The sequence below is a fragment of the Vibrio sp. YT-16 genome, from assembly GCF_033337405.1.
Classification (GTDB): Bacteria; Pseudomonadota; Gammaproteobacteria; order Enterobacterales; family Vibrionaceae; genus Vibrio; species Vibrio alginolyticus.
The window spans coordinates 39,698-65,588 of the sequence record NZ_JAWOQQ010000002.1 but is presented as its reverse complement, the minus strand read 5'-3'; the positions used below and the strand labels follow the sequence as shown (position 1 = coordinate 65,588).

General features: G+C 45.2%; 23 protein-coding genes. 15 read left to right on the top strand and 8 right to left on the bottom strand.

All coding sequences use genetic code 11. The features are described from left to right. Positions 1–38 precede the first annotated feature (38 nt). On the top strand, positions 39–1,442 hold the full coding sequence (locus R7F07_RS03705; RefSeq protein WP_017633577.1) for an aspartate aminotransferase family protein: 1,404 nt from the start codon (positions 39–41) through the stop codon (positions 1,440–1,442). Positions 1,443–1,614: 172 nt separating this feature from the next. Next, positions 1,615–2,136, top strand: coding sequence for a DUF2058 domain-containing protein (locus R7F07_RS03700; protein WP_005387057.1), 522 nt, complete (start codon positions 1,615–1,617; stop codon positions 2,134–2,136). A 93-nt stretch (positions 2,137–2,229) separates the two neighbouring features. Here the strand turns inward: R7F07_RS03700 and R7F07_RS03695 are convergent, their stop codons facing one another. The 3 genes from R7F07_RS03695 to R7F07_RS03685 all read right to left on the bottom strand — a co-directional run bounded on the left by R7F07_RS03695 (position 2,230) and on the right by R7F07_RS03685 (position 4,203). Beyond that, complete coding sequence (locus R7F07_RS03695) at positions 2,230–2,844, bottom strand: LysE family translocator (RefSeq protein WP_017633575.1); 615 nt, start codon at positions 2,842–2,844, stop codon at positions 2,230–2,232. Between the two features lie 77 nt (positions 2,845–2,921). Further along, complete coding sequence (locus R7F07_RS03690; RefSeq protein WP_017819813.1) at positions 2,922–3,314, bottom strand: ribosome recycling factor family protein; 393 nt, start codon at positions 3,312–3,314, stop codon at positions 2,922–2,924. Positions 3,315–3,333: 19 nt separating this feature from the next. Beyond that, a complete protein-coding gene (locus tag R7F07_RS03685; protein ID WP_005373812.1) occupies positions 3,334–4,203 on the bottom strand; it encodes a LysR family transcriptional regulator in 870 nt (289 codons plus the stop codon). Positions 4,204–4,308: 105 nt separating this feature from the next. Here R7F07_RS03685 and R7F07_RS03680 point away from each other — a divergent pair, with 105 nt between their 5' ends. Together R7F07_RS03680 and ansB are read left to right on the top strand one after the other, a co-directional pair. Continuing rightward, complete coding sequence (locus tag R7F07_RS03680) at positions 4,309–5,565, top strand: adenylosuccinate synthase (protein WP_171342637.1); 1,257 nt, start codon at positions 4,309–4,311, stop codon at positions 5,563–5,565. Between the two features lie 371 nt (positions 5,566–5,936). Further along, entirely contained in the window at positions 5,937–7,001 is a 1,065-nt protein-coding gene (ansB, locus tag R7F07_RS03675) for an L-asparaginase 2 (RefSeq protein WP_171342638.1), read from the top strand. Between the two features lie 76 nt (positions 7,002–7,077). Here the strand turns inward: ansB and R7F07_RS03670 are convergent, their stop codons facing one another. Next, complete coding sequence (locus R7F07_RS03670; protein ID WP_005373820.1) at positions 7,078–7,914, bottom strand: pyruvate, water dikinase regulatory protein; 837 nt, start codon at positions 7,912–7,914, stop codon at positions 7,078–7,080. Positions 7,915–8,165: 251 nt separating this feature from the next. Here R7F07_RS03670 and ppsA point away from each other — a divergent pair, with 251 nt between their 5' ends. The 4 genes from ppsA (at position 8,166) to tyrS (ending at position 13,830) form a co-directional block, all read left to right on the top strand. Further along, positions 8,166–10,538, top strand: a complete 2,373-nt coding sequence (ppsA, locus tag R7F07_RS03665) for a phosphoenolpyruvate synthase (RefSeq protein WP_005373822.1) — start codon at positions 8,166–8,168, stop codon at positions 10,536–10,538. Positions 10,539–10,708: 170 nt separating this feature from the next. After that, a complete protein-coding gene (locus tag R7F07_RS03660) occupies positions 10,709–11,488 on the top strand; it encodes a hypothetical protein (protein WP_005373824.1) in 780 nt (259 codons plus the stop codon). A gap of 193 nt (positions 11,489–11,681) precedes the next feature. Continuing rightward, positions 11,682–12,488: a response regulator transcription factor gene (locus R7F07_RS03655; protein WP_021707696.1), complete on the top strand. Its 807-nt coding sequence runs from the start codon at positions 11,682–11,684 to the stop codon at positions 12,486–12,488. Between the two features lie 82 nt (positions 12,489–12,570). Then, complete coding sequence (gene tyrS, locus R7F07_RS03650) at positions 12,571–13,830, top strand: tyrosine--tRNA ligase (RefSeq protein ID WP_171342639.1); 1,260 nt, start codon at positions 12,571–12,573, stop codon at positions 13,828–13,830. Positions 13,831–13,937: 107 nt separating this feature from the next. Here the strand turns inward: tyrS and R7F07_RS03645 are convergent, their stop codons facing one another. Together R7F07_RS03645 and R7F07_RS03640 are read right to left on the bottom strand one after the other, a co-directional pair. Further along, positions 13,938–14,972: an ABC transporter substrate-binding protein gene (locus tag R7F07_RS03645; RefSeq protein ID WP_054730624.1), complete on the bottom strand. Its 1,035-nt coding sequence runs from the start codon at positions 14,970–14,972 to the stop codon at positions 13,938–13,940. A gap of 137 nt (positions 14,973–15,109) precedes the next feature. Then, a complete protein-coding gene (locus R7F07_RS03640; protein WP_054865478.1) occupies positions 15,110–15,469 on the bottom strand; it encodes a DUF6559 family protein in 360 nt (119 codons plus the stop codon). 166 nt (positions 15,470–15,635) lie between these two features. Between R7F07_RS03640 and R7F07_RS03635 the strand changes: the two genes are divergently transcribed. After that, positions 15,636–15,890 carry a hypothetical protein gene (locus tag R7F07_RS03635; protein ID WP_005387084.1) on the top strand — a complete coding sequence of 85 codons (255 nt, stop codon included), beginning with the start codon at positions 15,636–15,638 and terminating at the stop codon, positions 15,888–15,890. A gap of 101 nt (positions 15,891–15,991) precedes the next feature. On the opposite strand, the gene R7F07_RS03630 is transcribed toward R7F07_RS03635, so the two are convergent. Further along, positions 15,992–18,400, bottom strand: a complete 2,409-nt coding sequence (locus R7F07_RS03630; RefSeq protein WP_171342640.1) for a beta-mannosidase — start codon at positions 18,398–18,400, stop codon at positions 15,992–15,994. A gap of 303 nt (positions 18,401–18,703) precedes the next feature. Here R7F07_RS03630 and R7F07_RS03625 point away from each other — a divergent pair, with 303 nt between their 5' ends. Then, positions 18,704–20,290, top strand: coding sequence for a BCCT family transporter (locus tag R7F07_RS03625; RefSeq protein WP_005373846.1), 1,587 nt, complete (start codon positions 18,704–18,706; stop codon positions 20,288–20,290). Between the two features lie 62 nt (positions 20,291–20,352). On the opposite strand, the gene R7F07_RS03620 is transcribed toward R7F07_RS03625, so the two are convergent. Beyond that, positions 20,353–21,081, bottom strand: a complete 729-nt coding sequence (locus tag R7F07_RS03620; RefSeq protein WP_005387087.1) for a UTRA domain-containing protein — start codon at positions 21,079–21,081, stop codon at positions 20,353–20,355. Between the two features lie 210 nt (positions 21,082–21,291). Between R7F07_RS03620 and R7F07_RS03615 the strand changes: the two genes are divergently transcribed. The 5 genes from R7F07_RS03615 to R7F07_RS03595 are packed head-to-tail and all read left to right on the top strand — an operon-like array spanning position 21,292 to position 25,890. Further along, the gene (locus tag R7F07_RS03615; RefSeq protein ID WP_005373851.1) at positions 21,292–22,359 is read left to right on the top strand and encodes an ABC transporter substrate-binding protein; all 1,068 of its coding nucleotides are present in this window, start codon (positions 21,292–21,294) and stop codon (positions 22,357–22,359) included. Positions 22,360–22,371: 12 nt separating this feature from the next. Further along, a complete protein-coding gene (locus R7F07_RS03610) occupies positions 22,372–23,196 on the top strand; it encodes an alkaline phosphatase family protein (RefSeq protein ID WP_005373854.1) in 825 nt (274 codons plus the stop codon). Then, a complete protein-coding gene (locus R7F07_RS03605; RefSeq protein ID WP_171342641.1) occupies positions 23,193–24,083 on the top strand; it encodes an ABC transporter permease in 891 nt (296 codons plus the stop codon). The genes R7F07_RS03610 and R7F07_RS03605 overlap by 4 nt, the downstream gene beginning before the upstream one ends. 2 nt (positions 24,084–24,085) lie before the next feature. Further along, a complete protein-coding gene (locus tag R7F07_RS03600; protein WP_025767984.1) occupies positions 24,086–24,874 on the top strand; it encodes an ABC transporter permease in 789 nt (262 codons plus the stop codon). Next, a complete protein-coding gene (locus R7F07_RS03595; RefSeq protein ID WP_005373862.1) occupies positions 24,871–25,890 on the top strand; it encodes an ABC transporter ATP-binding protein in 1,020 nt (339 codons plus the stop codon). The genes R7F07_RS03600 and R7F07_RS03595 overlap by 4 nt, the downstream gene beginning before the upstream one ends. Position 25,891: the final 1 nt, after the last annotated feature.

The window sequence follows — 25,891 nt, the reverse complement described above, 5'->3', positions numbered from 1 at the left end:
ACGAAATATGGATATCCAATTATTCGAGGAGAAGGATCATGAGTAACAAAACCCAACAACTTTTAGAGATCGATCGTCAGAGAGTATTTCATGCCTCAACCCACCTGAAGCAGTATGCGGCCGGGGAGCTTCCGGGAAGAATTATCTCGAGCGGAAGCGGAATACGCATCACCGATTCAGAAGGCATCGAGCTGATAGACGGCTTTGCCGGGTTGTATTGTGTAAACATTGGCTATGGCAGGACCGAAATGGCCGATGCGATTTATGAGCAAGCCAAAGAACTGGCGTACTACCACACGTACGTCGGTCATACGAACGAAGCGCTCGTGACACTGTCAGATCGCATCATCAAAATGGCGCCTGAAGGCATGAGCAAAGTTTACTACGGCATGTCAGGCAGCGATGCGAACGAAACTCAACTTAAGTTGGTATGGTATTACAACAATGCTCGTGGTCTACCAGAGAAGAAAAAAATCATTTCGCGTGACCGCGGCTACCATGGTTCAAGTATTGCGTCCGGTTCAATGACAGGTTTGCCGCTGTTCCACGCCCATTTTGATTTACCACTTGAGCGTATCAAACACACCATCGCGCCATATTATTATCGCCGTGAAGACGAGAGTATGTCTGAGCTCGAATTCTCTCAATATTGCGCAGATCAACTCGAAGCGATGATCTTGGAAGAAGGCCCAGAAACGGTAGCAGCAATGATTGCAGAACCAGTGCTCGGTACTGGCGGTATTGTGCCACCACCAGCAGGGTACTGGCAGGCGATTCGCAAAGTGCTCGACAAATACGATGTACTCTTGATTGCGGATGAAGTGGTGTGTGGCTTTGGTCGCCTCGGCTCCGATTTTGGCTCACTGCACTACGACATGAAACCAGATCTCATCACGGTAGCGAAAGGGTTAACCTCAGCGTATCAACCGCTGTCTGGCGTGATCGTCGGTGAACGAGTTTGGAGTGTGCTAGAAAACGGCACCGACCAATGGGGCGCTATCGGACACGGTTATACCTACTCTGGTCACCCAATGGGAGCGGCAGCCGCGAACTGCAACCTCGATATCATTGAACGTGAAGGCTTGGTAAAAAACGCGGCCGAAGTCGGCGCTTACTTGCAGCAACGCATGGCGGAGACGTTTAGCGATCATCCATTGGTCGGTGATACTCGTGGCGTTGGCTTGTTGCATGCGTTGGAGTTTTCTTCAGACAAGCTCCGCCGTGCACACTTTGATCCAAACTTGAAAGTAGGCCCGCAAATCGCGGCGGCCTGTTTAGAGCAAGGCTTAATCGCTCGCGCTATGCCACATGGTGACATCCTCGGTTTTGCTCCACCGCTTATCGCGAATCGCAACGATATAGACACCATTGTCGACAAAGCGCATCAAGCGGTAAACAAAGTGATGGATAACCTCGTCACATCTAAACAGTGGCAGCCATAACCCACCTAGATTTCAGTAATGCTCGCGGGCTTTGGAGAAGGCCCGCTTTGCACTTTCCATTAAAGAGATAACAAGCCAACCAAACATTTTAGACCCATAGAAAGCACTATTATTTACTACAAGTGGCAATAGTGGGTAAAATGCCCCAAATTGCGCACTAACTGGATAAAACATGGCAAAACTTACCCTTCAAGAACAAATGCTGAAAGCTGGCTTAGTTAATGAAAAGAAACTAAAGAAAGCGAAGAAAGGCTCTAAAAAATCACGCGTTCAAGCACGCGAAGTAAAAGCGGCGGTTGAAGAGAATAAACGCCAACAGTTAGAGCGTGATAAACAATTGAGCGAGCAACAAAATGCTGAGCGATTAAATAAAGAGATCAAAGCGCAGATCAATCAATTGATTGAGGTGAACAAGATCGACTTAAAAGATGGCGACATCAAATACAACTTCACTCACGGTACGCTAGTGAAATCACTTTATGTAGATTCACTTATCCGCGAGCAGTTGATCAAAGGTATTTTGGCAATCGCAATTGTTGGTGAAAGCTATGTTGTCATTCCACGTGGAGTAGCGAATAAAATTGCTCAACGTGATGAGTCCGTCATCATCGAACAAAAAGAACCTGAATCGGACATTCCAGCAGAAGACGATCCATACGCAGATTTCGTCGTGCCTGACGATTTGATGTGGTAACAATAAATTAATCGATGCATCAACGAAAAGAGCCGTTGATGTAACATCAGCGGCTTTTTTTATAGAAAAATAATCTACAGAGATGATGTGTTGTTATTGCTTACTTAGTAGCAAATTCGCACCTGATGCGGCTAAAAACAACGAACATCCGCGATTGAAACGTTTCGCCATTTTTGGATTTGAAAACCAGTGTCTCAAGTACAAACCAAAGATGGCATAGATTGAAATGGCGACCATTTCTAATATCAAAAACGTGGAGCCAAGGGCAAAAAACTGCTCTTGAACGTTGGCATTGGCATCAACAAATTGCGGCAAGAATGCAGTAAAAATAAGTATCGCTTTCGGGTTGCCAGCAGCAAGCGTAAATTCTTGCTTCGCAAGTCCTGCGTAATTGCGCGAATTGTCCAAGTCAGAGATCGGGCTGGACTCTGAACGCCAAAGGTTGAACGCAATCCACAGTAGATACAACGCCCCTACCAACTTTATTGCCAAGAATAGCATTTCTGACGTATACAAAATCACAGCCAGACCTGATGCAGACAACGCAATCATCGCTGAAAAAGCAGCAATTCTGCCTAAACTGGCCGTAAACGCGGCCCTAAAGCCGTAACAACGCGCATTATTCATTGCCAATAAATTGTTTGGGCCAGGAGCCATATTGAGAGCAAAGCAAGCAGGAATAAAAAGGAGAAGCTGCCAAATATCCATAATAAAATGGTCTTAGTGAGTGATTTTGATCGGTACCCTAACATCTGTTAATAAAGTGAGTAAACCACAAACCGATCTTAAAGCAACTCAGCATCAAATCGTGCCGTGCGAGCTTGAACTAACGTGCAGTTCGTTTCAGCCATCAGCTCCGCTAAGGTGATGTTTGGGTTTTGTCTCACCAAACGTATCAACTTCACGTCCAAAGGTTCCAATTTGTCTTGGTGAGCAAGTAGAGCTTGTTCGATCTTGTTGATCGCAAATCGCATCGTCTCTGCTTCTTCGTTTTTGAGATGCTCTAAAAACGCTTTTACATCCAAAGCCTCGCCTGAGATTTGCCAGTGACGAGATCGTCTAATTCTCTTAAGATCGCACTGTTTTTCTGCTGCGAGTGTTTTCGCTCGCTTGGCATGGTCACCCCCAATACGGTGAATCAAGGATGGGAGCGAAATCGTAATCTTCGTTTCTTTCATGGCTTTTTCTTTCATCGCCTTAGCCCTCAACCACCGACACATTCTCGCCAACCCAAGCCAACAACTGTTTTGCCGCTTTGGATAACACCTGATTTTGACGCACGATGTAGCCGAAATCAGTGTTTGGAAAACTTGGCAAAGGCGTAACTTCACGAGAAAGCTTTAATCTCGGATCGAGCGAGAAATCCGGCACAATAGCAGTCCCAAACCCCGCTTCCGCCCAGTCGATTTGTGCTTCCACACTGCCCACTTCCATCACGCGATGCTTAGGCAGATTTAGTTCAGGTAAAGACGCATCAATCAGCTCTCGGGTTCGAGTATCGTGCCCTAGCAGGATCAGCGTCTGGCTCTCTTTTCGATTGTCTTGCCACTCAAAAATGTTATCGCCAAACGCACACCAGTGAATCTGCGTGAGAGGCGTAAAATGCAGCGGTTGACTCTCTTTTTGTGCGATAACAAAGCCGATATCGGCACGCGCACTTTTCACCAAATCCACCGCTTGAGAAGATGTGGTGTTGAACAATGCCAAGTCGATCCCCGGATATTCACTTTTGAATTGCTGAAATGGTTTGATAAGCAGTAAACGTGAAACAATATCGCTCGCCGCAATAGAAAGCGTCCCCTGCGTAAGATCGTTGATGGCATTGAGATCTGACTGACAAATTTGCAGCTCATTGAGCATCCGCTGCGCCGTAGCTAACAAACGCTTCCCCGCTTGCGTCAACTGCACGGGATTTCGCTCAATCAATTTCGTGCGCGTGGCTTGCTCCAACTGCTTGATATGCAAACTTACGTTCGGCTGCGTCATGTGCAGTTCCGTCGCTGTTTTACCAAAGTGTTTTACCTCTGCAAGAGTTACGAAGGTTCGCAGCCAGTTCAAATCTAACATTGCCAATTCCGATATGAGATTCTTATCAAGTTAATGAGTATAATTAATTTCTCTTATTATGGCGAACGTCTTAAGATTTTTGCATCTGTTTTTGGAGATTAAATTATGTCGTCTATCGTTGTTGTGGGTGCAAACTGGGGTGATGAAGGCAAAGGCCGCATCGTTGACTTTTTGGCAGAGCAAGCTTCTGCGAGCATTCGTTTCCAAGGTGGTAACAACGCGGGTCACACCGTGGTTAACGATCTAGGTACGTTTAAGCTGCACCAGCTACCAAGTGGCGTATTCAACCCAGACTGTTTGGCAGTGTTAGGTCCGGGTATGGTTATCAGCCCTGCGTTGCTGTCTCAGGAGATTGCGGAAGTTGAAGAAGCAGGCGTAAAAGTGAATATGTGCATCTCAGATCGCGCAACACTGTGTCTACCTCTACACGCACTAGAAGATACGCTAGAAGAACAACGTTTAGGCGACAAAGCATACGGTTCAACTCGTCAAGGTATTGCACCTGCTTACGGTGACCGCGTAATGAAGAAAGGCATCCTAGTTGGTTGGTTGAAGCAACCAGAAGTATTGGTTGAACGCCTTCAATTCATGATGGATTGGAAACTGCCGCAACTGCGTTCACTTTACCCGACGTTCGAGTTTGAACAAACCGCTGAAGAACTGGCGAACTGGCTGCTAGAAGTCTCTGCACCTTGGCGCGATTCAATTTGCAACGTAACGCTTCCTCTAAAAGAACTACAAGCGAAAGACAAAACACTATTGTTCGAAGCACAGCTTGGCGCAGGTCGTGACCTTGTTTACGGTGAGTACCCTTGGACAACATCTTCTAACGTTGTATCAATGTACGCGGGTATCGGCAGTGGTCTTCCGGCACTTCGCCCTGAGCGCGTTATTGCGGTTGCAAAAGCATTCAGCTCATCAGTAGGTACTGGTACGTTGATCACTGCAATGGAAGAGCAAGATGCTTTCCGCGAACTTGCAGGCGAGTTCGGTGCAACTACAGGTCGTCCACGCGATATGGGCTACTTCGACGCAGTCGCTACTAAGAATGGTGTTGAACTGCAAGCAGCAACTGAAATTGCGCTAACTAAAGTAGACTGTTTGACTGGCCTTAACGATCTGAAAATCTGTGTTGGCTACGAAGGCGACCACAGCGAAAACCCAATCTGGCCTCAAACTGCCTCTCTTGCGCCAATCTACGAGAAGATGGAAAGCTGGAGCGAGGACATCACAGGTTGTCGTAAGTTTGAAGAGCTTCCAGTAGCAGCACAGAAATACGTTCTACGCATTGAGGAACTCATGGGCGTACCAGTAAAAATGGTGTCTGTGGGTCCTGGTCGTGAACAAATGATTATGCGATAAGATGTGAATTAACACATCATTGGCAAGCGGCTTTTATCTGTTCCGGGGTAAAGCCGCTTTTTTTTTACACTGTAAACTTTGGAAAATTGCACGGCTAAATTCATGTTTAATAACCTCATCACGAGACTCCTACCTCCTTTATTTATAAATCAATAAATTATAGGACTTAACACGTTGTGCACGTTACTAGCACATCTCACTTGTTAAAGAAGCACGTCAATTAGGTTAACTGGTTGATTTGATATTCTTTAAGTGATTAGTTGATCACGATCTTCATCTGCAATTTGTTGAACTAGTACTCAAAAAATCTAACCCGCTGTTTTTAGGATAGATGAGTTCCCCAACATCCAACCTAACAGCAGGTGATTCCCATGACGAAAAATCTTTTCCGCCTCAGTACGATAACCCTTGGTTTGTGCCTTAGTTCTTTGTCTTTCGCGCAATCCGATCTTCCGAACATTAAAATTCTTGCCACTGGCGGCACCATTGCAGGCGCAGGTCAATCTGCAACCGAGTCAAACTACACAGCAGGTAAAGTCGGCGTTGAATCATTGATTTCTGCGGTGCCGAGTATGACCAAGATTGCCGATATTTCTGGAGAGCAAGTGGTCAGTATCGGTTCACAAGATATGAATGATGAAGTGTGGCTAAAATTATCGAAAAGAGTTAATGAGCTACTCGCTCAAGATGATGTTGACGGCATCGTCATTACTCATGGTACGGATACGTTAGAGGAAACCGCTTACTTCCTTGATCTGACCGTCAAGAGCACAAAGCCTGTCGTGATCGTTGGTGCAATGCGTCCTTCCACCGCAATGAGTGCTGATGGACCAGTCAACTTATACAATGCAGTCGTAACAGCCACCGATGAAGATTCAGAAGGACGTGGCGTGCTAGTCGCAATGAATGACACGATTTTCGATGCGCGAGATGTGACAAAAACCAATACAACCTCCGTCAGCACTTTCCAGTCACCCAACTTTGGTGCTATCGGCTACATTCATAATAGCGATGCCAAATATCAACGAAGCCCAGAGCGTAAACATACGACAGAAACCCCATTCGATGTATCAAAGCTTACTAAGTTGCCTAAGGTCGGTATTGTTTATAACTATGCAAATGCCTCCAATTTGCCAGTGAAAGCCTTTGTGGATGCGAAGTTTGACGGCATCGTAAGTGCTGGTGTCGGTAATGGTAACTTGTACCACACTGTGTTTGATGAGCTAGAGAAAGCGAGTAAAGATGGCGTTGTTGTTGTAAGAAGCTCCCGAACGCCTAGCGGCTCAACCACTTTGGATGCTGAAATTGATGACGAAAAATACGGCTTTATTGCCGCTGGTACATTGAACCCACAAAAAGCACGTATCTTACTGATGCTGTCACTGACTCAGACCAAAAACTATCAAGACATCCAAAAGATGTTCCAATACTATTAATTCTGTCTAAGGTTCATTCGATAGAGGAGGTACACACCTTACCTCCTCTTACACATAGCGACATGAGCGTCTCTTGTTAGCCAAACAAGCGACGCTTCATTCCTGCTTTTTCCAGAATACGCGTAGTAATTTCCTCAACAGACAGAGAGGACGTATTGATATATGGGATCGCCTCTCTTCTAAACAACGCCTCAACAGTGTCTAGCTCCAGCTTGCACTGCTCTGTGCTAGCGTAATCACTTCCAGACAAACGATTTTCACGGATTTCAGTCAAGCGCTCGGGATCGATAGTCAGCCCAAACAACTTATGACGATGGATCTCAAACTCAGGCAACAAACGCATCATCTTCACATCTTCCGCAATGAACGGATAGTTCACAACACGTAAACCAAATTGCATCGCCATGTACAAGCTAGTCGGCGTTTTTCCGCTGCGCGATACTCCCAGCAGGATAATATCGGCTTGTTCCAACCCTTTTAGCGTGATGCCATCATCATGCGCCAATGTGTATTCAATAGCCGCAATACGGTCAAAATAGGTGTCGGAATCTTTCCCCACACTGCGAGAACGCTGCAACTTAGGCTTTGGTGCCATCTGAATGTCGTCTTGCACTTTCTGCACAATACTCTCCAACACATCGTAACTGTATGCCGGCGCTTCAAGCAGCATTTCACGTACTTCTGGAACGACAATTGAGAAAAAGACCAGAGGTTTGACGCCATTGCGCTGGTAGGAAGTTTCAATTTCTTTGACTACGTCAGTAGCTTTGTCCTGGCTTTCTACAAACGGAAAGGTTTTTTCGTTAGGAATGAACGGAAATTGACCGAGAACAACATGCCCTAATGTCTCACATGTTATCGCCGTACCGTCAGAAACATAGAACACATCACGACTTTGGTTATTTATTTGCATTTCTGTTTAATTTTTCAAAATCTTTTGAGTAGGATGGTACACATAATATTAATAAATCAGTTTGGCTTTCAGTTAGGTTCACCACAGCTTTAAAAATTCTTTTGAATTTTTTTCAGCCAGAACGTAATCGTTTGCCTTTGATATCAATCTAAATGAAGCAATGTATGGTCAACGTGTAATAACAGCCAACATGCGATTGTTTAGATCGATTTAAGTCCCCCTACTAAGCTGCAATGTTTCTGGAGAAAGACATGCAAAAGAACACCCTCTGGTTCAATGGCCTATCCATGGATGATGTCGACAAAGTCGGCGGTAAGAATGCTTCACTTGGCGAAATGGTTTCTAACCTCGCAAACGCAGGCGTTTCTGTACCAAATGGTTTTGCGACAACCTCATACGCGTTTAACCAATTCCTTGACCACGAAGGTTTGGATGAGCGTATTCACCAATTACTCGATGAACTAGACGTTGAAGATGTAGAAGCTCTGCGTAAGACAGGTGCAAACATTCGTCAATGGGTATTAGAGGCTCCTTTCCCTGCGGACCTTGAACAAGAAATTCGTGAAAACTACCAAGAACTGATCGAAGGCAATCCTGAGCTTTCAGTCGCAGTTCGTTCATCTGCTACGGCAGAAGACCTACCTGATGCTTCTTTTGCTGGTCAGCAAGAAACGTTTTTGAACGTGAAAGGCATCGACGCAGTACTAGAAGCAACTAAGCACGTTTACGCTTCTCTATTTAACGACCGTGCGATTTCTTACCGCGTTCACCAAGGGTTCGACCACCGTGGCATTTCGCTATCTGCGGGTATCCAACGTATGGTGCGTTCAGATAAAGCCTCGTCGGGTGTTATGTTTACACTAGACACTGAATCGGGTTTCGACCAAGTTGTCTTCATCACCTCTTCATGGGGTCTAGGCGAGATGGTCGTTCAAGGTGCAGTAAACCCTGACGAGTTCTACGTTCACAAGCCAATGCTTGAAGCAGGCGAACACCCAATCGTTAAGAAAACATTTGGTTCTAAGTTGATCAAAATGATCTACTCAGATAACCAAGAAATCGGCAAACAAGTTGATATCGTTGATACTTCTGATGAAGAACGCAACACGTTCTCATTGAACGACGACGAGATCAAAGAGCTCGCAAAACAAGCAATGATCATCGAAAAGCACTATCAGCGTCCAATGGACATTGAATGGGCAAAAGATGGCATTGATGGCAAGCTGTACATTGTTCAAGCGCGTCCTGAAACCGTATGTTCACAAACGGAACAAAACGTGATTGAGCGCTACGAGCTACAAAACAAAGCAGATGTTTTGGTTGAAGGTCGTGCAATCGGTCAGCGCATCGGTAAAGGCGTGGTTCGCTTGGTTGACTCTCTGGACCAAATGTCTTTAGTCCAAGAAGGTGACGTGCTAGTTACAGACATGACTGACCCAGATTGGGAACCAGTGATGAAAAAAGCATCTGCAATCGTAACCAACCGTGGTGGCCGTACTTGCCACGCTGCCATCATCGCTCGTGAGCTTGGTATTCCTGCAATCGTTGGCTGTGGCGATGCGACAAGCAAGTTAACCGATGGTGCAACCGTGACCGTATCTTGTTCAGAAGGTGAAACGGGCTACGTTTACCAAGGTGAACTTGAGTTTGATGTAAAACGCTCTTCTGTTGATGAACTGCCGCTGCTACCAACAAAAGTCATGATGAACGTGGGTAACCCTGATCGCGCGTTTGACTTCGCACAAATTCCAAATGAAGGTGTTGGTCTTGCGCGTCTTGAATTCATCATCAATAAGATGATTGGTATCCATCCGAAAGCATTACTTAACTTTGATGCACAAAGCGATGAGCTAAAAGCAGAAATCACTCAGCGTATTCGTGGTTACAAAGATCCTATCGATTTCTACGTAAGCAAACTGACAGAAGGTATCGCAACCATTGCTGCGGCATTTTGGCCGAAACGCGTTATTGTTCGTATGTCTGACTTTAAGTCTAACGAATACAGCAACTTGGTTGGCGGTAAAGCCTACGAACCGCATGAAGAAAACCCAATGCTTGGCTTCCGTGGCGCGTCTCGTTACATTTCTCCAGTGTTTGAAGACTGCTTCGAGCTAGAAACTCAAGCAATCAAACGCGTTCGTAACGAAATGGGTCTGAAAAACGTTGAAATCATGATCCCATTTGTGCGTACACCAAGCGAAGCAGCATCAGTGATTGATTTGCTAGCGAAGTTTGATCTGCGCCGTGGCGATCAGGGTCTTAAAGTCATCATGATGTGCGAACTGCCATCCAACGCGGTCCTTGCCGATGAGTTCTTGAAGTACTTTGATGGCTTCTCGATTGGCTCAAACGACATGACTCAGCTAACGCTTGGACTTGATCGTGACTCTGGCGATGTTGCACATCTATTTGATGAGCGCAACCCAGCGGTTAAGGTGATGCTTCAGATGGCGATTGATGCGGCAACAAAAGCAGGCAAATACGTTGGTATTTGTGGTCAAGGCCCATCAGACCACGACGACTTAGCGGAATGGCTAATGGATCAAGGTATTAGCTCTGTATCACTAAACCCAGATACGGTTATCGATACTTGGTTAAAACTCGGTAAAGTTAGCAGCAAGTAACACACGATAAACTCTAGCCCTCACACTCCACTTGTGAGGGCTTTGTTATTCACACGTCATTTCACAATCAGTTCGTGATTCCTCTCTCAAGTTCGTCATTTAGTCAATTTCATTATCAAAGTCTGATGACCTAAAATGAATGGTATATCGATAACTCCAGAGAGAATTTGATGAAAAAGCCTATCGCACTCCTTACTACATTGATGCTCCTGGCATCCCCTGCTTATGCCGATTGGGATGAAATTTCCAATAAAATGTCTGAGCTTGGCGACGCAGTTTCTGATACTGCACAAGATGCTTGGGACGACACCAAAGCGTTTTCAAAACAAGCGTGGCAAGATTTCACGAACTGGTCCGAGGAAGCGATCAATACCGCAGGCGAATGGACAGAAGCCAGCATCGAGAAAAGCAAAGAATGGATAGATGCTGCCGACAAAAAAATTGATGAGCTGATGGAAGGCGATACGCCAGAAGAAGCTCGCCAAGCCGTGGACTTAATGGCAGATAGCGCTTTGCTCAAGTTATTTAATGAAAAGCCGGAGGCAAAAGCTATTTACGACAACGCGTACGGCTACGCGGTCTTTGATTCTCGTAAATTATCTTTGCTGTTTCACACCAACTCAGGGTCAGGAGTCGCAGTGAATAAGGAAACAGAAGAACGCACTTATATGAATATGTTTGGTTTGGGCGTTGCACTTGGGGCTGGCGGCAAATTTTACCAACAAGTGGTTCTGTTTGAGAGCAAAGAAGACTTTGATACGTTCGTCAACGAAGGATGGGAGGCCACAAGTGAAGCCTCTGCTGTTGCGGGCGAAGATTCAGAGCAACTTTCAAAACAATTTAACAGCGGCGTCGCCGTCTATCAGTTGAACGCTAAAGGTTTGCTCATCGATGCTAACGTGTCTGGTTCTAAATATTGGGTTAACGAAGAGCTCACTAACTCGCAGTAATGCATAGCAACTAATCGCTTAAATAAAACCGTTGTTATGCACCCTTATCAATAAGTTAACGGGGATATGATTCCTCAAAACTGAGCACTTACGCAACTTTCTCTATGGAAGTCACCAGAAGATGGCGACTTCCCTTTCTCGTTGGATTGCTTTTGGTTATGCTTGCGCAAAACCACCTGCAATTCGGTATCCCATGCCTGACAATAACTTTAATAATCTGCTAGCAGAAGCAATTTCTGCTCTTAACACGCCTAACTTTACTCCTAAACTTATGCGTGTCATTCGCACTCTTTTTCATTTTGATTGCGCAGTTATTTTAGGTTACCGAGAAGGTAAACATCCTATTTATCTCTACGACTCAATTGAGAACGAGCGAGAGTTACTTTTTCAACGCTACCTTACTGACTCATTTCAAAATGACCCTTTTTTTCTCAAACTAAACGAGACAAAGCAACAAGGCGTATTTACGCTCAAAGACGTGGCGCGTAAAGGCGTTGACTTCACCTCATACTGCGAGCAGTTCTATCATCAAACAGGGTGGAAAGACGAACTTAGCATGCTAGTCGAAGTTGAATCTGGCCGTTGGGTCATGCTGTACTTCGGATATATGACTGATGGAAAATACTTTTCTCAGCAACAAATCAATAAGCTAAAGCCCTATTTCCCGATAATTCAGTCGCTTTGTCAGCAGCATTGGAAACAAACGGAATTTACCTTTTCTGAGCCTGTTTTTGCACAGAGTGCTTATTCTGGCAGTATGCGATTAGCCATTGAGCAAGCTTTAGCAACGTTTGGCGTAGAATCACTCACCCGTCGCGAACAAGAGGTGGCTTCGCTTCTCGCTCAAGGGTTTGACACCAAAGAAATTGCCGCGCGGTTACACTTAGTTCAAGGCACGGTCAAAAATCATCGAAAGCGAATTTACTCGCAATTAAATGTGTCTTCATTGAGTGAGTTATTCCAGCTTTTCCTCAATCACCTCATTCTCCATTCAAGATAAAAAACTGTCCCTTAAGGGATATATCGAGAAAAGGTGTCGCGTTTTAGTCTGAATGTAACAACCACTAAAACAGACAAAAAGAATGACGACACCATTACTGCAAGATTTACAAGATCGCGGCTTGATTGCACAAGCCAGCGATTTGGAAGAAATTCAGACACTTCTCTCACAGCCACAAACCGTTTACTGCGGCTTCGATCCTACAGCTGGCAGCTTACATATCGGCCACCTCGTGCCTTTGATTATGCTTAAGCGCTTTCAAGATGCCGGACACCAAGCTGTTGCCTTGATTGGCGGTGCAACGGGCATGATTGGCGACCCAAGCTTTAAAGCGACTGAGCGCAGTCTGAACTCAGAGGAAATCGTCTCAGGCTGGGTTAACGATCTTTCTAATCAAATTCAGCAGTTGATGAATCACCAACTGGCCAAGCCGATGATCATGGTAAACAACGCTGACTGGATGAAAGCGATCAATGTGATCGACTTCTTCCGCGATGTGGGTAAGCACTTCTCAATCAATACTATGGTCAACCGAGAATCGGTAAAACAACGCCTGCAACGACCTGACCAAGGTATCTCCTTCACCGAATTTAGCTACGCCCTACTGCAATCGTACGATTTTGCCGAGCTAAACCGTCGATACGGTTGCCGTTTGCAAATCGGTGGCAATGACCAATGGGGAAACATCGTCAGCGGGATCGATTTAACTCGCCGTCAAAATGGTGAGCAAGTATTTGGCTTAACTCTGCCGCTGATCACCAAATCCGATGGTACCAAATTTGGCAAAACCGAAGGCGGTGCAGTATGGCTAGATCCTAGCAAAACCTCTCCTTACGCGTTCTACCAGTTCTGGCTTGGCACAGAAGACGCCGACGTTTACCACTTCTTGCGTTACTACACATTCTTGAGCTGCGAAGAAATTGCCAGCATTGAAGCGCAAGACCAAGCAAGCCAAGGTAAGCCACAAGCACAACGTATTCTCGCTGAAGAAATGACGCGATTTGTTCATGGCGAAGAAGGCCTAGCCAGTGCCGAGCGTATCACTCAAGCTTTATTCAGCGGTAATGTGCAACAACTGAGTTTGGGTGAATTAAAACAGTTGGAGTTGGATGGTTTACCAAGCATTGAGAGCACACAACAAGATTTGGTTGAGCTGTTGATTGAGTCGGGCTTAGCAAGTTCGAAGCGTGTTGCACGCGAACACATCAGCAACAACGCCATCAGTGTAAACGGTGAAAAAGTGGCGGCTGATAACCCGAGTTTAAGCTTCCCACTGTTTGATCAATATTGGTTACTGCAACGCGGTAAAAAGCACTTCTGCCTCGTAAAGCGTGCCGCGTAGCAACACTCGCAATACAAAACCTATAAAAAAATTCCCCTCACCACTTTCGTGATGAGGGGAATCCAAATTTGAACGATTTTAAGCCTAACAATAGGCAAAGACGTTGCTTATTGCGTTCTTAAACGTTGCCAGTACTTTTCGTAAATCGCTAACGTTTCTGCGCCAACATCATTAATAAACTCGCCTTTTTTCAAGTCTTCTGATGAAGGGAAAATAGTACGGTTGTTTTTCAACTCTTCTGGCAATTTGTCACGCCCAGCGTTCGTTGCCGACGCATAACCCAAACTGGTCACGATTTCCGCTTGGTTCTCTGATTGGTACATGAAGTTAATAAATTTATGCGCCAATGCTTTGTTTTTACTGCCAGACGGAATAGTGAAGTTGTCCATCCACAATACCGCGCCCTCTTCCGGCATCACGAACTTCAGCTCAGGCATTTCAACCTGTCCTTGGAATGCGTTGCCGTTCCATTGCATGCCGACCGATGTTTCACCGGACACGTAAGGGACTTGCGGCGCATCTGAGTTGTACAGTAATACGTTGTTTTTCAGCGCGACTAGAGAATCAAAAGCCTGCTCGATTTCTGCTTCGTCTTTTGTGTTCACGCTATGGCCATTTTTCTTCAGCGCCATACCGAACACATCGCGAACGTCATCAATCAGCATGACTTGTTGTTCGTATTGAGACTCCCATAAGTCTGCCCATTTGGTCACTGGTTGCTCAACCATGGATTCGTTGTAGCTGATCCCGGTAATGCCCCAAATATAAGGCAGCGAGTAATCATTTTTAGGATCGTGCGCTTGGCCAAGTAAACCGTCCATTGTGTCTTGCATGTTTGGCACTTGAGCGTGATCTATTTTCGAAAGCAGCCCTTCTCGCCCCATTTTTTCAATGAAGTACGCAGAAGCAAAAACCACATCGTAGCCAGAACCTTTTAGCAATTTTAGCTTGGTGTACATTGATTCATTATTCTCAAAAGTCGAATAATTAATCGTAATGCCTTCTTGTTTTTCAAACGCTTTTAACGATGCTTCCGGCAAATAGCCACCCCATGCATAAACGTTCAACGTTTTGCTATCTGCATGAGCAAACATGCTGAGCACAAGAGCACTCAGCCCCAATCCTTTGATGATTAATTTCATGGTATGCAATCCAACCAGTCCAGCGACGCGCTGGGATTCGGGTGCATAATTAGGTAATTGTTACCCAATTGAAAGAAAATTTAATTAATCTTTAACAGCAAAAATATTTATCGAATTTATAAAATTAACGCATGTTTTTAATAGCGACTGTGCATACCAAAATGATGAGACATTCCATCTTCCATTCGGCCACCTTTCCAGCCACCAGAACCGAGTAAATTAAGCACATCTTGAGCGGTATAATCGACACCAGCGAAGAAGTCATGCGCCACGTCTGAGCGTATTGCTTGCAACTCTGGTTGGTTTTCCAAATCAAGATCTTGCGGATCCGCATATAATGCCAACGCAATTTTTTGTTGGCACGCGCTTAACTCGCTGGTGCTCGTCTTTACCTGACCAACCGAAAAGTAGTCACGACTGCCGTATCCCACCACCAATCTGGTACTCATTAGTTTAATCACTTTCTTAATGCGGCGACGTTGTATAAATCTCAACATGTTTTGTTATTCCTGTATTAAGTTGGCTATGTCGTATTCTTTTGTTCGAATTAAAACACTCTGTTTTATCCGCGAAATTTCTCTAGCGCTTTTCGCGATGATCGGTTGTATAATACGATTCTGAAATATTTTGTTACGTTACCTCGGTAACCCCTGAGACTGCAACATGAACAACAGCAGATGGGTCGGCTTTATAGGCGGCACGATTGTCTTACTTAGTACCTTTATCCTCTTCGGATCTTCCGTCCACGCTGCTTGGTACCGAATCCCTGCGGAAGCCATTCATGGTATCGCCTTCACTTTGGCTTTTGGTTTAGGGTTAAACAGCCTGCTGGCGTACGCGACGGCAGTGATTACTCTTGCTGCACTATTCTACATTGGCTTTGTCGTTAGCTATCGGGTCCATCAGAAACTTAAATAGTCTTCTGTCTCCACCTGAGCTTAATAACGGATACTTGATAACTAAAAAGGGAGCAAACGCTCCCTTTTTAGTTATCAGCATGTAGATGTTCTATGCCCGCTTTAATCATTAAGGTGGCATACCCTCAACGACTGCTGCATACCTGAAACATCATCACCTAAATACTCAACCGTCATTGGAACCTTGGCCAACAGAGTAAAACTAGAGTCACTGAACCTTCCATCAGCATCACTCTCCAAATGAACAAAAAACGCAGGCTTATCCGCAATCAATGTAATTTTCCTCCCTTCAATAGAGACACCTATATTGGCTTTCGCTATCGGCAAGGTTTTTAGCTCGTGAGTACTAAACCATGTGTTGCTTATTCTGTCTTCACCGATTTGCGCTTCAACATAGAAGAAGCCTGACGTAAGTTCGTCCTTCTCGATCGATTCATCCAATTGCCACAAAATCGTATTGCTGTCTGCTATGACTGTTTGTTCTAAGCTCCAACATTGCTTTTCTTCCCCTTGCCAATCTACCCACTTAAGCAGTGCGTTGACGCTTGCGGACTCTTTGGCATCATTGAGCAAATGTAGGCTCAACTTGCCTGTATGCTCGGAAAATACCAAATACTGTGGCGCAAAAAATCGCTTCGCATGGTAGTGCAACTGCTTCCATCGACCACTGTATTCCAAACTAGACCAAGAACTGACAGGCCAATTGTCGTTGAGTTGCCAGTACAGCATGCCGCGACAAACTGGAGAAATGGCACGCCAATGATCGCATGCAGTTTTGATCGCGATTGCCTGCTGAACTTGACTTAAATACAGCATGCTCTCGAATCCAGAGGGAAAACGAAAATAGCGCGTGAACATCTCTGTGATAATACTATTACCTCGAGGGTTCTTCTGATGTTGTTCGAAAGTTGGGGATGTAATATTCCAGTCTTGCTCAGGGACAAACCGCTTAACTTCAGCAAAAGATGGCCAAGATTGAAAACCAAACTCAGAGCAAAAACGAGGATTCACGTCAAGGTAGGCACTGAATGATTTTCCTGAATGCCAAACGTCCCAAAAGTGCATATCGCCTTTACTATCATCATGCCACGCATCACCGAAATCCAGTTCACCATTACATGGGGAACTTGGCCAGAAACGGCGAGTGCTATCTTGCTCGGTAACCTCCTTCTCAATCATGCGGTTGAGGCGATCGTAGTTAACCGTGTATTTGACTTTGCTGCGCTTAGATTCGTCATACCAACCAATAGCTCCAATCACTTCATTGTCACCACACCAAAGTGCGATTGATGGGTGCTTCTTAAGCCTCGGGATTTGGAATCTAAGTTCTTCTTCTACGTCTTTTAAAAACTCGTCGTTTGATGGGTACAACGAGCAGGCGAACATCATGTCTTGCCACACCAACAAGCCAAGTTCATCACAAAGGTTATAAAAGGTTTCACTCTCGTACTGACCACCGCCCCATACGCGAATCATGTTCATGTTGGCGTCAACCGCACTTTGCAAAAGGTTGCGATAACGTGTTTCGTACTCTCGCCCCGGCATTGCGTCAATAGGGATCCAGTTGGCACCTTTAGCATTAATCGGTACGCCATTGACGATAAATTCCATTGCAGAGCCGTGCTCATCAGCTTGGTTATTTAGGGTTAACTGACGCAAACCAATGTTGTGCGTTAACTTTTGCTCTCTGCAAGAAATGGTAATGGGATAGAGATACGCTTCGCCATAACCCGATGGCCACCAGCGTTGAGGCTCCAAAATGTGGAACTGGCAATGATAGTGACCACTTCCTTTTGTTTGAATACATTGACGCTCACCATTAAATTCAACAATCATTTCATGGCGTTGACTGTCCGTTTCCACTTCAACTACTACATCAAGAAACACACTCCCATCGGCTTGCCATTGCTGCTCTGTCGAGAAGCCTTTGAGCCAAAGCTCATTCACAATGTCGATTTGAATGGGGTCGTAAATACCCGATACCATCAAGCAAATGCCCCAGTCCCATCCGGAATGGCATTGTGTTTTGCGGATCAAGTTCATGTGTGGAATTTGGTTGTTGCCCATTGCCGATGGAATAGGAAATGGCAGTTTTTTTGCTCTTGCGATACCTTCTAAATCCAGCCGAGCAAACTCAACCCGAATCGTGTTAGTACCTTGCTTTAAATGCGGTTTAATATCCACACGTTGCTGGGTAAACATGTTGCTGCAAGTTAGTGCTAACTCACCATTAACATAGAAGGTTGCCAAGGTATCTACACGAGTTAGCGTCATCCAAATTTGCTTGGCAGACAACGTAAACGCGTCGACTTCAAACTCACGTGAGATATGCCACTCACACTCTTCAATCCATCGAACTTTGTTTTCATTATCGGCAAAATAAGGATCTGGAATCTGCTCTGCTTGTAAAAGCGCCGACACATTATCGCCCGGAATAAACATTGGAATTTCAAGATTGGGACGCTGTGGCGAGGTAAGCATCCACTGCCCGTTAAGTTCGAAGTGAGTCATCGAGTTAAACCTTAGCTTGGGAAAAACATATTTTCTCAATGTAATCCTGATAATCCCATGCAAAAACAAGGGAAATGTTAATTACATACGAAATGCGGTGCATTTCACGTAAAAACTCTTTCTTTTGATCTCTACCCAAAAATCAGCAACTTGGCTAACCTGTTAAAAATTAATCGAAATCTAAGGTTATATTTGCAACTTCGACATGTTAACATCATCGGCTTTTTGAACATCCTCACACTTTTCGTTGAAACGATGTGAGGGGAAATGCACGGCTTCATAGCCCTAAAAAGCGAAGTAATTATGTCAAATATGACGAATGCCGCCTCCCACACAGCGCCTATTCAGGATGCTGACTATTCTGCTATTCATCCCCCATCTTTACTCAAGCGCCTCGAACTCACCAATCCTGTCTTTTGGTTAAGTGGTAGCTTCCTCACTCTATTCGTTTTACTTGCTCTAACGAATACCGACTCTCTAACCGCAATGGTTAACACCGGCTTCGGCTTTGCTACTAAATATTTCGGAGCTTACTGGCAAGTACTGCTTCTTCTGAATTTCCTAATTGGTTTGGCTCTTGCGTTTGGTCGCACTGGTTATGTGCGCCTAGGTGGTCTAGCGAAACCTGATATTGATAACTTTAAGTGGTTGTCAATCGTACTCTGTACTCTACTTGCAGGTGGTGGTGTGTTCTGGGCCGCAGCTGAGCCTATCGCGCACTTTGTGACTGCTCCGCCTCTATACGGGGAAGCCTCACCGAAAACTGCCGCAATCAATGCCCTATCTCAGTCTTTTATGCACTGGGGCTTCTTAGCTTGGGCGATCCTTGGTGGTCTATCTTCCATTGTCTTAATGCACTTGCATTACGATAAAGGCCTGCCTCTTAAGCCGCGTACTCTGCTTTACCCTGTTTTTGGTGATAAAGCCATTAAAGGCTGGATTGGTGATGTTGCTGACGCATGTAGCATCATTGCAGTAGCAGCAGGAACCATCGGTCCTATCGGCTTCTTAGGTTTACAAATTAGCTACGCGCTAAATTCATTGTTTGGCCTGCCAGATACGTTCGTAACGCAAAGTATGGTTATTATGGCGGCGATCCTGATGTATACCCTTTCCGCACTGAGCGGTTTGAGCAAGGGTATTCAAATCGTCAGTCGTTACAACATCATTTTGTCTGTACTATTAATTGGTTACATCCTGTTCTTCGGGCCGACAAGCTTTATCGTTGATGGCTACGTGCAAGGCGTTGGTCGTATGGTGGATAACTTCTTCCCTATGGCACTTTACCGTGGTGATACAGGCTGGCTAAGTTGGTGGACAGTATTCTTCTGGGGTTGGTTTATCGGTTATGGCCCAATGATGGCGATCTTTATTGCTCGTATCTCTCGTGGTCGTACAATTCGCCAATTAATCATGTCTATTAGCATCGCGGCACCGCTGATTACTTGCTTCTGGTTTAGTATCGTTGGTGGCAGTGGCCTTGCGTTTGAACTTGATAACCCTGGTTTGATTTCATCTGCGTTTGAAGGCTTTAACTTGCCTGCAGCACTGCTAGCGATTACTGGTGAATTACCTTACCCAATGATCATTTCGGTTCTGTTCCTGATCTTAACGACAACATTTATCGTGACGACGGGTGACTCGATGACTTACACAATCAGTGTAGTGATGACGGGCTCAACAGAACCAAACGCAGTGATTCGCTCGTTCTGGGGTCTGATTATGGGTATTGTCGCTATTGCGCTTATCTCAATGGGCTCTGGTGGTATTTCTGCATTGCAGTCTTTCATTGTAATTACTGCCGTGCCTGTGTCTTTCATTTTGCTGCCAAGCATTTGGAAAGCACCCGGCATTGCAAGCAGAATGGCAAAAGAGCAAGGCCTCGTTTAAACCGCCTCTCTAACCAATATGCGAAAAAGAGCCCTTCATTGGGCTCTTTTTAATTCTGCGCTTTATCCTACGCTATCAATGCGAATCATCACTGCATCTGGACGCCAATATTCGAATTCGCAGTCCATTAAATGCCCATCTTGTTTGTAGTTTACCCGCCGAATTTTCAGAACGGGTTGTCCTTCAGCTAGGTTCAACGCCTTAGCGACATGAGCAGGAGCTGACGTGGGAATCACATCAAAACGAGAGCGCTTTGTCTCGTAACCATACTTCTCACGATAAATGCCCGTCAGGGACATGGTGAGGTTCTCAGACAATATCCCCTCAAACAGTGCCGCTTTGAGCACGTTCTCAACAAACAATACCGCTCGCCCATCAATAAAACGTAACCGTTCAATTACATAAATTGGGGTAATTCGCTCCACCTCTAACGATTTGGCATACTCACCTGCGGCCATTTCACTTCGCACGTTGAGTAACTTAGTTTCTGCAATACGATGCTGCTCTCGAATCATTTGATGGAAGTGAGAACGAGACAACGGGTTGTAACAGATACGCTCAGGAGATACATACCAACCCCGGCGCTCTTCTCGATAAATAAGACCTTCCGTTTCTAAAGACACCAACGCATCTTTGATAGTGATTCGAGTCGTAGAAAACAGCTCACTGAGCTCTCTCTCTGACGGCAGTTTTTGTCCTTCCGACATGATGCCGGAAAGAATCTGCTGTTTTAAGCTGCTTCTAATTTTTCCTAATTGGGTACCAAATTGTCCGGTGCCTGTCGCTCTCATTCTGATCTAGTCCAACGATAATTTGACGAATAACATAAGGCGTTTACGTAACAAAAATATGACATTAATCAACAGAACACATACTGAACGTATGAAATATAAGTGCCATATAAAATCAGCAAAACTGTCAAATTACTTGCGCTAAATCGTCACATTCCATCCATAGCATACAAAGCGAACTTACTGACCTAGTCCAGAAGGATGGAGACAATGAAAACTTTGCTAAGTCGTTCAATTACCGCACCAGCGGCAATCATTGCGGTAACGCTCGCTACGCCAACAGTAGCGAAAGAAGCCGATATTGAATCTTTGGTAGCAGCAGCACAAAAAGAAGGGGCGGTTTACAGTGTGGGTATGCCTGACAGTTGGGCAAACTGGAAAGACACTTGGGCTGATTTAAAGTCAAATTACAACCTTAAGCACCAAGACACGGATATGAGCTCGGCTCAAGAAATCGCAAAATTCGAAGCTGAGAAGAAAAACGCGACCGCAGACATTGGTGACGTAGGCTTTGCCTTTGCACGTGTAGCGGTAAAAAAAGGCGTCACTCAGCCATATAAACCAACAACTTGGAATGACATCCCAGATTGGGCAAAAGACGAAGATGGTCATTGGGCACTTGCCTACACTGGCACTATTTCTTTTATCTCCAACAATAACCTCGTAAAAGACGCGCCAAAAACGTGGGATGACCTATTAAAAGGCGACTACAAAGTGACCGTAGGTGACGTAGGCGTAGCAGCACAGGCAAACAACGCGGTTCTCGCCGCAGCGTTCGCCAACGGTGGGGACGAATCCAACCTCAAGCCTGCGCTCAAATTCTTTTCTGAACTCGCGAAGCAAGGTCGTCTTTCATTTACCGATCCGAACATCGCCAACCTAGAAAAAGGCGAAGTTGAAGTGGCGATCATGTGGGACTTCAATGCATTGAACTACCGCGACAAAATTGACCGCGACCGCTTTACAGTGAGCATTCCTCAAGATGGCTCTGTGATTTCTGGTTATACAACCATAATCAATAAATACGCGAAGAACCCTAATGCAGCAAAGCTTGCTCGTGAATACATCTTCAGCGATCAAGGGCAAATCAACTTAGCAGAAGGTTATGCGCGTCCAATCCGCACCAACATCACACTGCCTCAAGCAGTGCAAGACAAGCTAATTGCTAATGACCAATACAGCAATGTTCACCCAGTGACTGACTTCTCAGCTTGGGAAAAGTCCGCACGTAAGCTGCCACGTCAATGGCAAGAAAGTGTCTTAATCCACCAGCAATAAGAGTAAGTCGTTATGAGCAATAAGGTCATCCTTGTTGTTCTAGATGGACTGAACTATCAGGTAGCCCGTGATTGCATGGGCTACCTCAATGGTCTTCTAGAACAAAGTCGTTCCCAACAAGAAACTCGCGCAACGCTTTATCCTGTGCAGTGTGAGCTGCCCTCTATGTCTCGCCCACTTTATGAGTGCATTTTAACGGGCGTTCGCCCTGTAGAAAGCGGCATCGTAAACAACAATATCGTTCGTCTATCCAAACACGATTCCATTTTCAGTTTGGCAAAAGCCCAAGGAAAAGTGACCGCTGCGGCTGCCTACCACTGGGTAAGTGAGCTTTATAATCGCGCGCCATTTGAACCTGTTCGCGATCGTTTCACGCATGATGAAACCCTGAATATCCAGCACGGCTGCTTTTACCATTGGGATCATTATCCTGATGAAGCCTTGTTCCTGGACGCAGAGTATTTACGCCGCAACTATCAACCTGATTTCTTACTGATCCATCCGATGAATATCGACGATACAGGACATAAGTTTGGCCTAGACTCTCGCCAATACCGCAATTGTGCGCGAGGTGCAGACATTATTCTTTCCAACTACATCGATCAATGGCTTGCTGATGGGTATCAAATCATTGTGACAAGCGATCATGGCATGAACAACGATCTTTCTCACGGTGGGATTTTACCTGAAGAGCGAGAAGTTCCCCTGTTTGTCATTGGTGATAAGTTTACCCATCAAGATTGTCATATTAAGCAAACTGATATTTGTGGCACCGTTTGTCAATTGCTAAACCTTGACCACACGAAGCCATACACTCAGGAATTGTTAGCACTATGAGCAGTTCAGTCCTCTCCCCAAGCTCTAGCGAATCACGTTCAAATTTGGCAAGTACTTGGTTAAAGCGCTTTAAGCCAGCCGTTTGGTTGGCGCCTTTCGCACTGTTTTTCTACCGATTTCAACTCGCACCGATGATTTGGGTGCTGTTAAACAGCTTTATCTACGATGGCGAGTTTGCCTTCGATAACTACATTGAAGTGCTCGACTCCACCTTTATGATGCAGGCGTTTGGCAACAGTTTGTGGTTAGCTATATGGTCGAGCATTTTTGGCTTAGCCATTGCGACTCTGTTGGTCTCTTCTCTGCGCAGAATCGATTCTAAAGTCCGCGATGGTGTGATTGCGTTTACGAACATGAGCAGCAACTTTGCAGGCGTACCTCTGTCATTCGCTTTTATCATTATTTTGGGCACCAATGGGGCGATTACCCTTTTGCTCAAGCAGTATGGCTTACTCGGTGATTTCGACCTTTATGGTAAATGGGGTCTGCTGGTCATTTACATCTACTTTCAAATCCCGCTGGCGGTGTTGTTGCTCTACCCTGCGTTCGACGCGTTGAGTGATGATTGGCAAGCTGCTGCTGCGCTACTGGGAGCCAAAACATCACAGTATTGGGCGAAAATCGCGCTGCCAGTGCTCTCACCAGCCTTATTCGGTACCTTTATTATCTTAATAGCCAACGCAATTGGCGCTTATGCGAGTGTTTATGCGCTGACCTCCGGTAACTATAACGTCATCACAATTCGAATTGCGAGTCTGGTATCGGGAGACCTGTTCCTTGAACCTAATCTCGCCGCTGCAATTTCGGTGATTCTAATGGCGTTACTTGCCTTTATCACAGTGATTAACCAATGGCTCATTTCGAAAAGCTATGCAGGTAGGAAGTAGTCATGAACAACGTTAATACTCGATTCCATAAAACGGTGGTTTATTCCATTGTTGGGATCATGCTCATCCCGATTTTAGCGACCTTTGTCTATTCGCTTTCATCACGCTGGGGCGCCACGGTGCTTCCAGATGGTTTCACTTTTGATTGGTACGTTAAATTGCTGACCGACCCACGCTTTTTGCAAGCGTTTGGGCGTTCGCTGTTTATTTGTATTGCTTCGCTAACCCTCAGTGTGATTCTAGTTCTGCCAGCGATATTCGTGGTGTTTTACTACTTTCCGAAGCTCGATAAGCTCATGAACGTATTGATTTTGCTACCATTCGCTGTACCACCAGTGGTGTCCTCCGTCGGCTTGCTTCAACTTTATGCTGACAGTGAAATCTCCCTTATCGGTACTCCTTGGATTCTAGTAGGTACTTACTTCACCATAGCGTTACCGTTCATGTATCGTGCGATTTCTAATAGCTTCGAAGCAATTAACCTTAACGATTTAATGGACGCTGCACACTTGCTAGGGGCAAGCACAACCAAAGCGTTTTTGATGGTCATTTTACCTAACCTCAAAAAAGGACTGATGGCATCGCTTTTCCTTTCATTTTCATTTCTATTGGGAGAGTTTGTGTTCGCCAATATTTTAGTCGGCACACGTTATGAAACCCTGCAAATCTACTTGTATAACATGCGTCAGACGAGCGGCCACTTTACGTCTGCCTTAGTGATGACCTACTTCCTATTTATTTTTTTACTGACTTGGTTGGCAAGTCGTTTCAGCCGAGGAGTCAAACAATGAGCTACGTAACAGCGAAAAATCTGACTAAACGTTTTGGTGATAACACCGTATTTGAGGACATTCACTTTAACATCGAGCAAGGTGAATTCATTACGCTTTTGGGCCCTAGCGGTTGTGGTAAATCGACACTACTTCGCAGCCTTGCTGGGCTTAACCCTGTCGATGGAGGCGAGATTTGGGTAAACGGAGAAGATATCACGCATCAAGTCCCGCAAGAGCGTGGTATTGGGATGGTCTTTCAATCGTATGCGCTGTTTCCCAATATGACCGTCGAAGGCAACATTGCATTTGGCTTAAAAATGAAAAAGCTTGCGAATGATGATATTCGACGTGAAGTGGCTAAAGTCATCAAACTGGTGGATCTGGCAGGTAAAGAAAAACACTATCCGCATCAACTTTCTGGCGGTCAGCGCCAGCGTGTCGCACTCGCTCGAGCGTTGGTGGTGAAACCTCGCATATTATTGCTTGATGAACCACTTTCTGCGCTTGATGCCAAAATCCGCAAACACCTTCGTCAGCAAATCCGAGACATTCAGAAAGAGATGAATCTCACCACTATCTTCGTAACTCATGACCAAGAAGAGGCGATGATTATGTCTGATCGTATCTTCCTAATGAGTAAAGGGGAAATTGTTCAAGCAGGAACACCTGAAGAAATTTATACTCATCCTGCTAACGAGTTTGTGGCCGGTTTCATGGGGCACTACAACCTTGTAGAGGCCAATAAAGCCAAGCAACTCTTCAACATTGATACCGAATGGAAAGTAGCGATTCGCCCAGAGTCTATATATGTAAAAGAGCAAGGTCGTCAATATGATAGCCACATCTCAGCGCCACAAGTAGGTACGATCACCAACCACCAGCTTCTAGGTAATGTTATTCGCTATCAAGTGAACGTTGAAGAGTGTGAGCTCACTGTTGACTTGCTTAACCGCTCTTCAGAACGCTTACTAGCGAATGGCAGCCAACTAGAGCTACTCTTTAACCTAAACGAAATTCAACCAGTGAGAGCCTAAA

Excerpts from the sequence above, each read along its gene's own strand:
- R7F07_RS03705 (WP_017633577.1), top strand. The coding sequence starts at position 39 with ATGAGTAACAAAACCCAACAACTTTTAGAGATCGATCGTCAGAGAGTA.
- R7F07_RS03610 (WP_005373854.1), top strand. The coding sequence starts at position 22,372 with ATGAGCAATAAGGTCATCCTTGTTGTTCTAGATGGACTGAACTATCAG.
- R7F07_RS03660 (WP_005373824.1), top strand. The coding sequence starts at position 10,709 with ATGAAAAAGCCTATCGCACTCCTTACTACATTGATGCTCCTGGCATCC.
- ansB (WP_171342638.1), top strand. The coding sequence starts at position 5,937 with ATGACGAAAAATCTTTTCCGCCTCAGTACGATAACCCTTGGTTTGTGC.
- R7F07_RS03690 (WP_017819813.1), bottom strand. The coding sequence starts at position 3,314 with ATGAAAGAAACGAAGATTACGATTTCGCTCCCATCCTTGATTCACCGT.
- R7F07_RS03635 (WP_005387084.1), top strand. The coding sequence starts at position 15,636 with ATGAACAACAGCAGATGGGTCGGCTTTATAGGCGGCACGATTGTCTTA.
- R7F07_RS03685 (WP_005373812.1), bottom strand. The coding sequence starts at position 4,203 with ATGTTAGATTTGAACTGGCTGCGAACCTTCGTAACTCTTGCAGAGGTA.
- R7F07_RS03595 (WP_005373862.1), top strand. The coding sequence starts at position 24,871 with ATGAGCTACGTAACAGCGAAAAATCTGACTAAACGTTTTGGTGATAAC.
- R7F07_RS03600 (WP_025767984.1), top strand. The coding sequence starts at position 24,086 with ATGAACAACGTTAATACTCGATTCCATAAAACGGTGGTTTATTCCATT.
- R7F07_RS03625 (WP_005373846.1), top strand. The coding sequence starts at position 18,704 with ATGTCAAATATGACGAATGCCGCCTCCCACACAGCGCCTATTCAGGAT.
- R7F07_RS03645 (WP_054730624.1), bottom strand. The coding sequence starts at position 14,972 with ATGAAATTAATCATCAAAGGATTGGGGCTGAGTGCTCTTGTGCTCAGC.
- R7F07_RS03700 (WP_005387057.1), top strand. The coding sequence starts at position 1,615 with ATGGCAAAACTTACCCTTCAAGAACAAATGCTGAAAGCTGGCTTAGTT.
- tyrS (WP_171342639.1), top strand. The coding sequence starts at position 12,571 with ATGACGACACCATTACTGCAAGATTTACAAGATCGCGGCTTGATTGCA.
- ppsA (WP_005373822.1), top strand. The coding sequence starts at position 8,166 with ATGCAAAAGAACACCCTCTGGTTCAATGGCCTATCCATGGATGATGTC.
- R7F07_RS03695 (WP_017633575.1), bottom strand. The coding sequence starts at position 2,844 with ATGGATATTTGGCAGCTTCTCCTTTTTATTCCTGCTTGCTTTGCTCTC.
- R7F07_RS03680 (WP_171342637.1), top strand. The coding sequence starts at position 4,309 with ATGTCGTCTATCGTTGTTGTGGGTGCAAACTGGGGTGATGAAGGCAAA.
- R7F07_RS03605 (WP_171342641.1), top strand. The coding sequence starts at position 23,193 with ATGAGCAGTTCAGTCCTCTCCCCAAGCTCTAGCGAATCACGTTCAAAT.
- R7F07_RS03670 (WP_005373820.1), bottom strand. The coding sequence starts at position 7,914 with ATGCAAATAAATAACCAAAGTCGTGATGTGTTCTATGTTTCTGACGGT.
- R7F07_RS03655 (WP_021707696.1), top strand. The coding sequence starts at position 11,682 with ATGCCTGACAATAACTTTAATAATCTGCTAGCAGAAGCAATTTCTGCT.
- R7F07_RS03620 (WP_005387087.1), bottom strand. The coding sequence starts at position 21,081 with ATGAGAGCGACAGGCACCGGACAATTTGGTACCCAATTAGGAAAAATT.
- R7F07_RS03640 (WP_054865478.1), bottom strand. The coding sequence starts at position 15,469 with ATGTTGAGATTTATACAACGTCGCCGCATTAAGAAAGTGATTAAACTA.
- R7F07_RS03630 (WP_171342640.1), bottom strand. The coding sequence starts at position 18,400 with ATGACTCACTTCGAACTTAACGGGCAGTGGATGCTTACCTCGCCACAG.
- R7F07_RS03615 (WP_005373851.1), top strand. The coding sequence starts at position 21,292 with ATGAAAACTTTGCTAAGTCGTTCAATTACCGCACCAGCGGCAATCATT.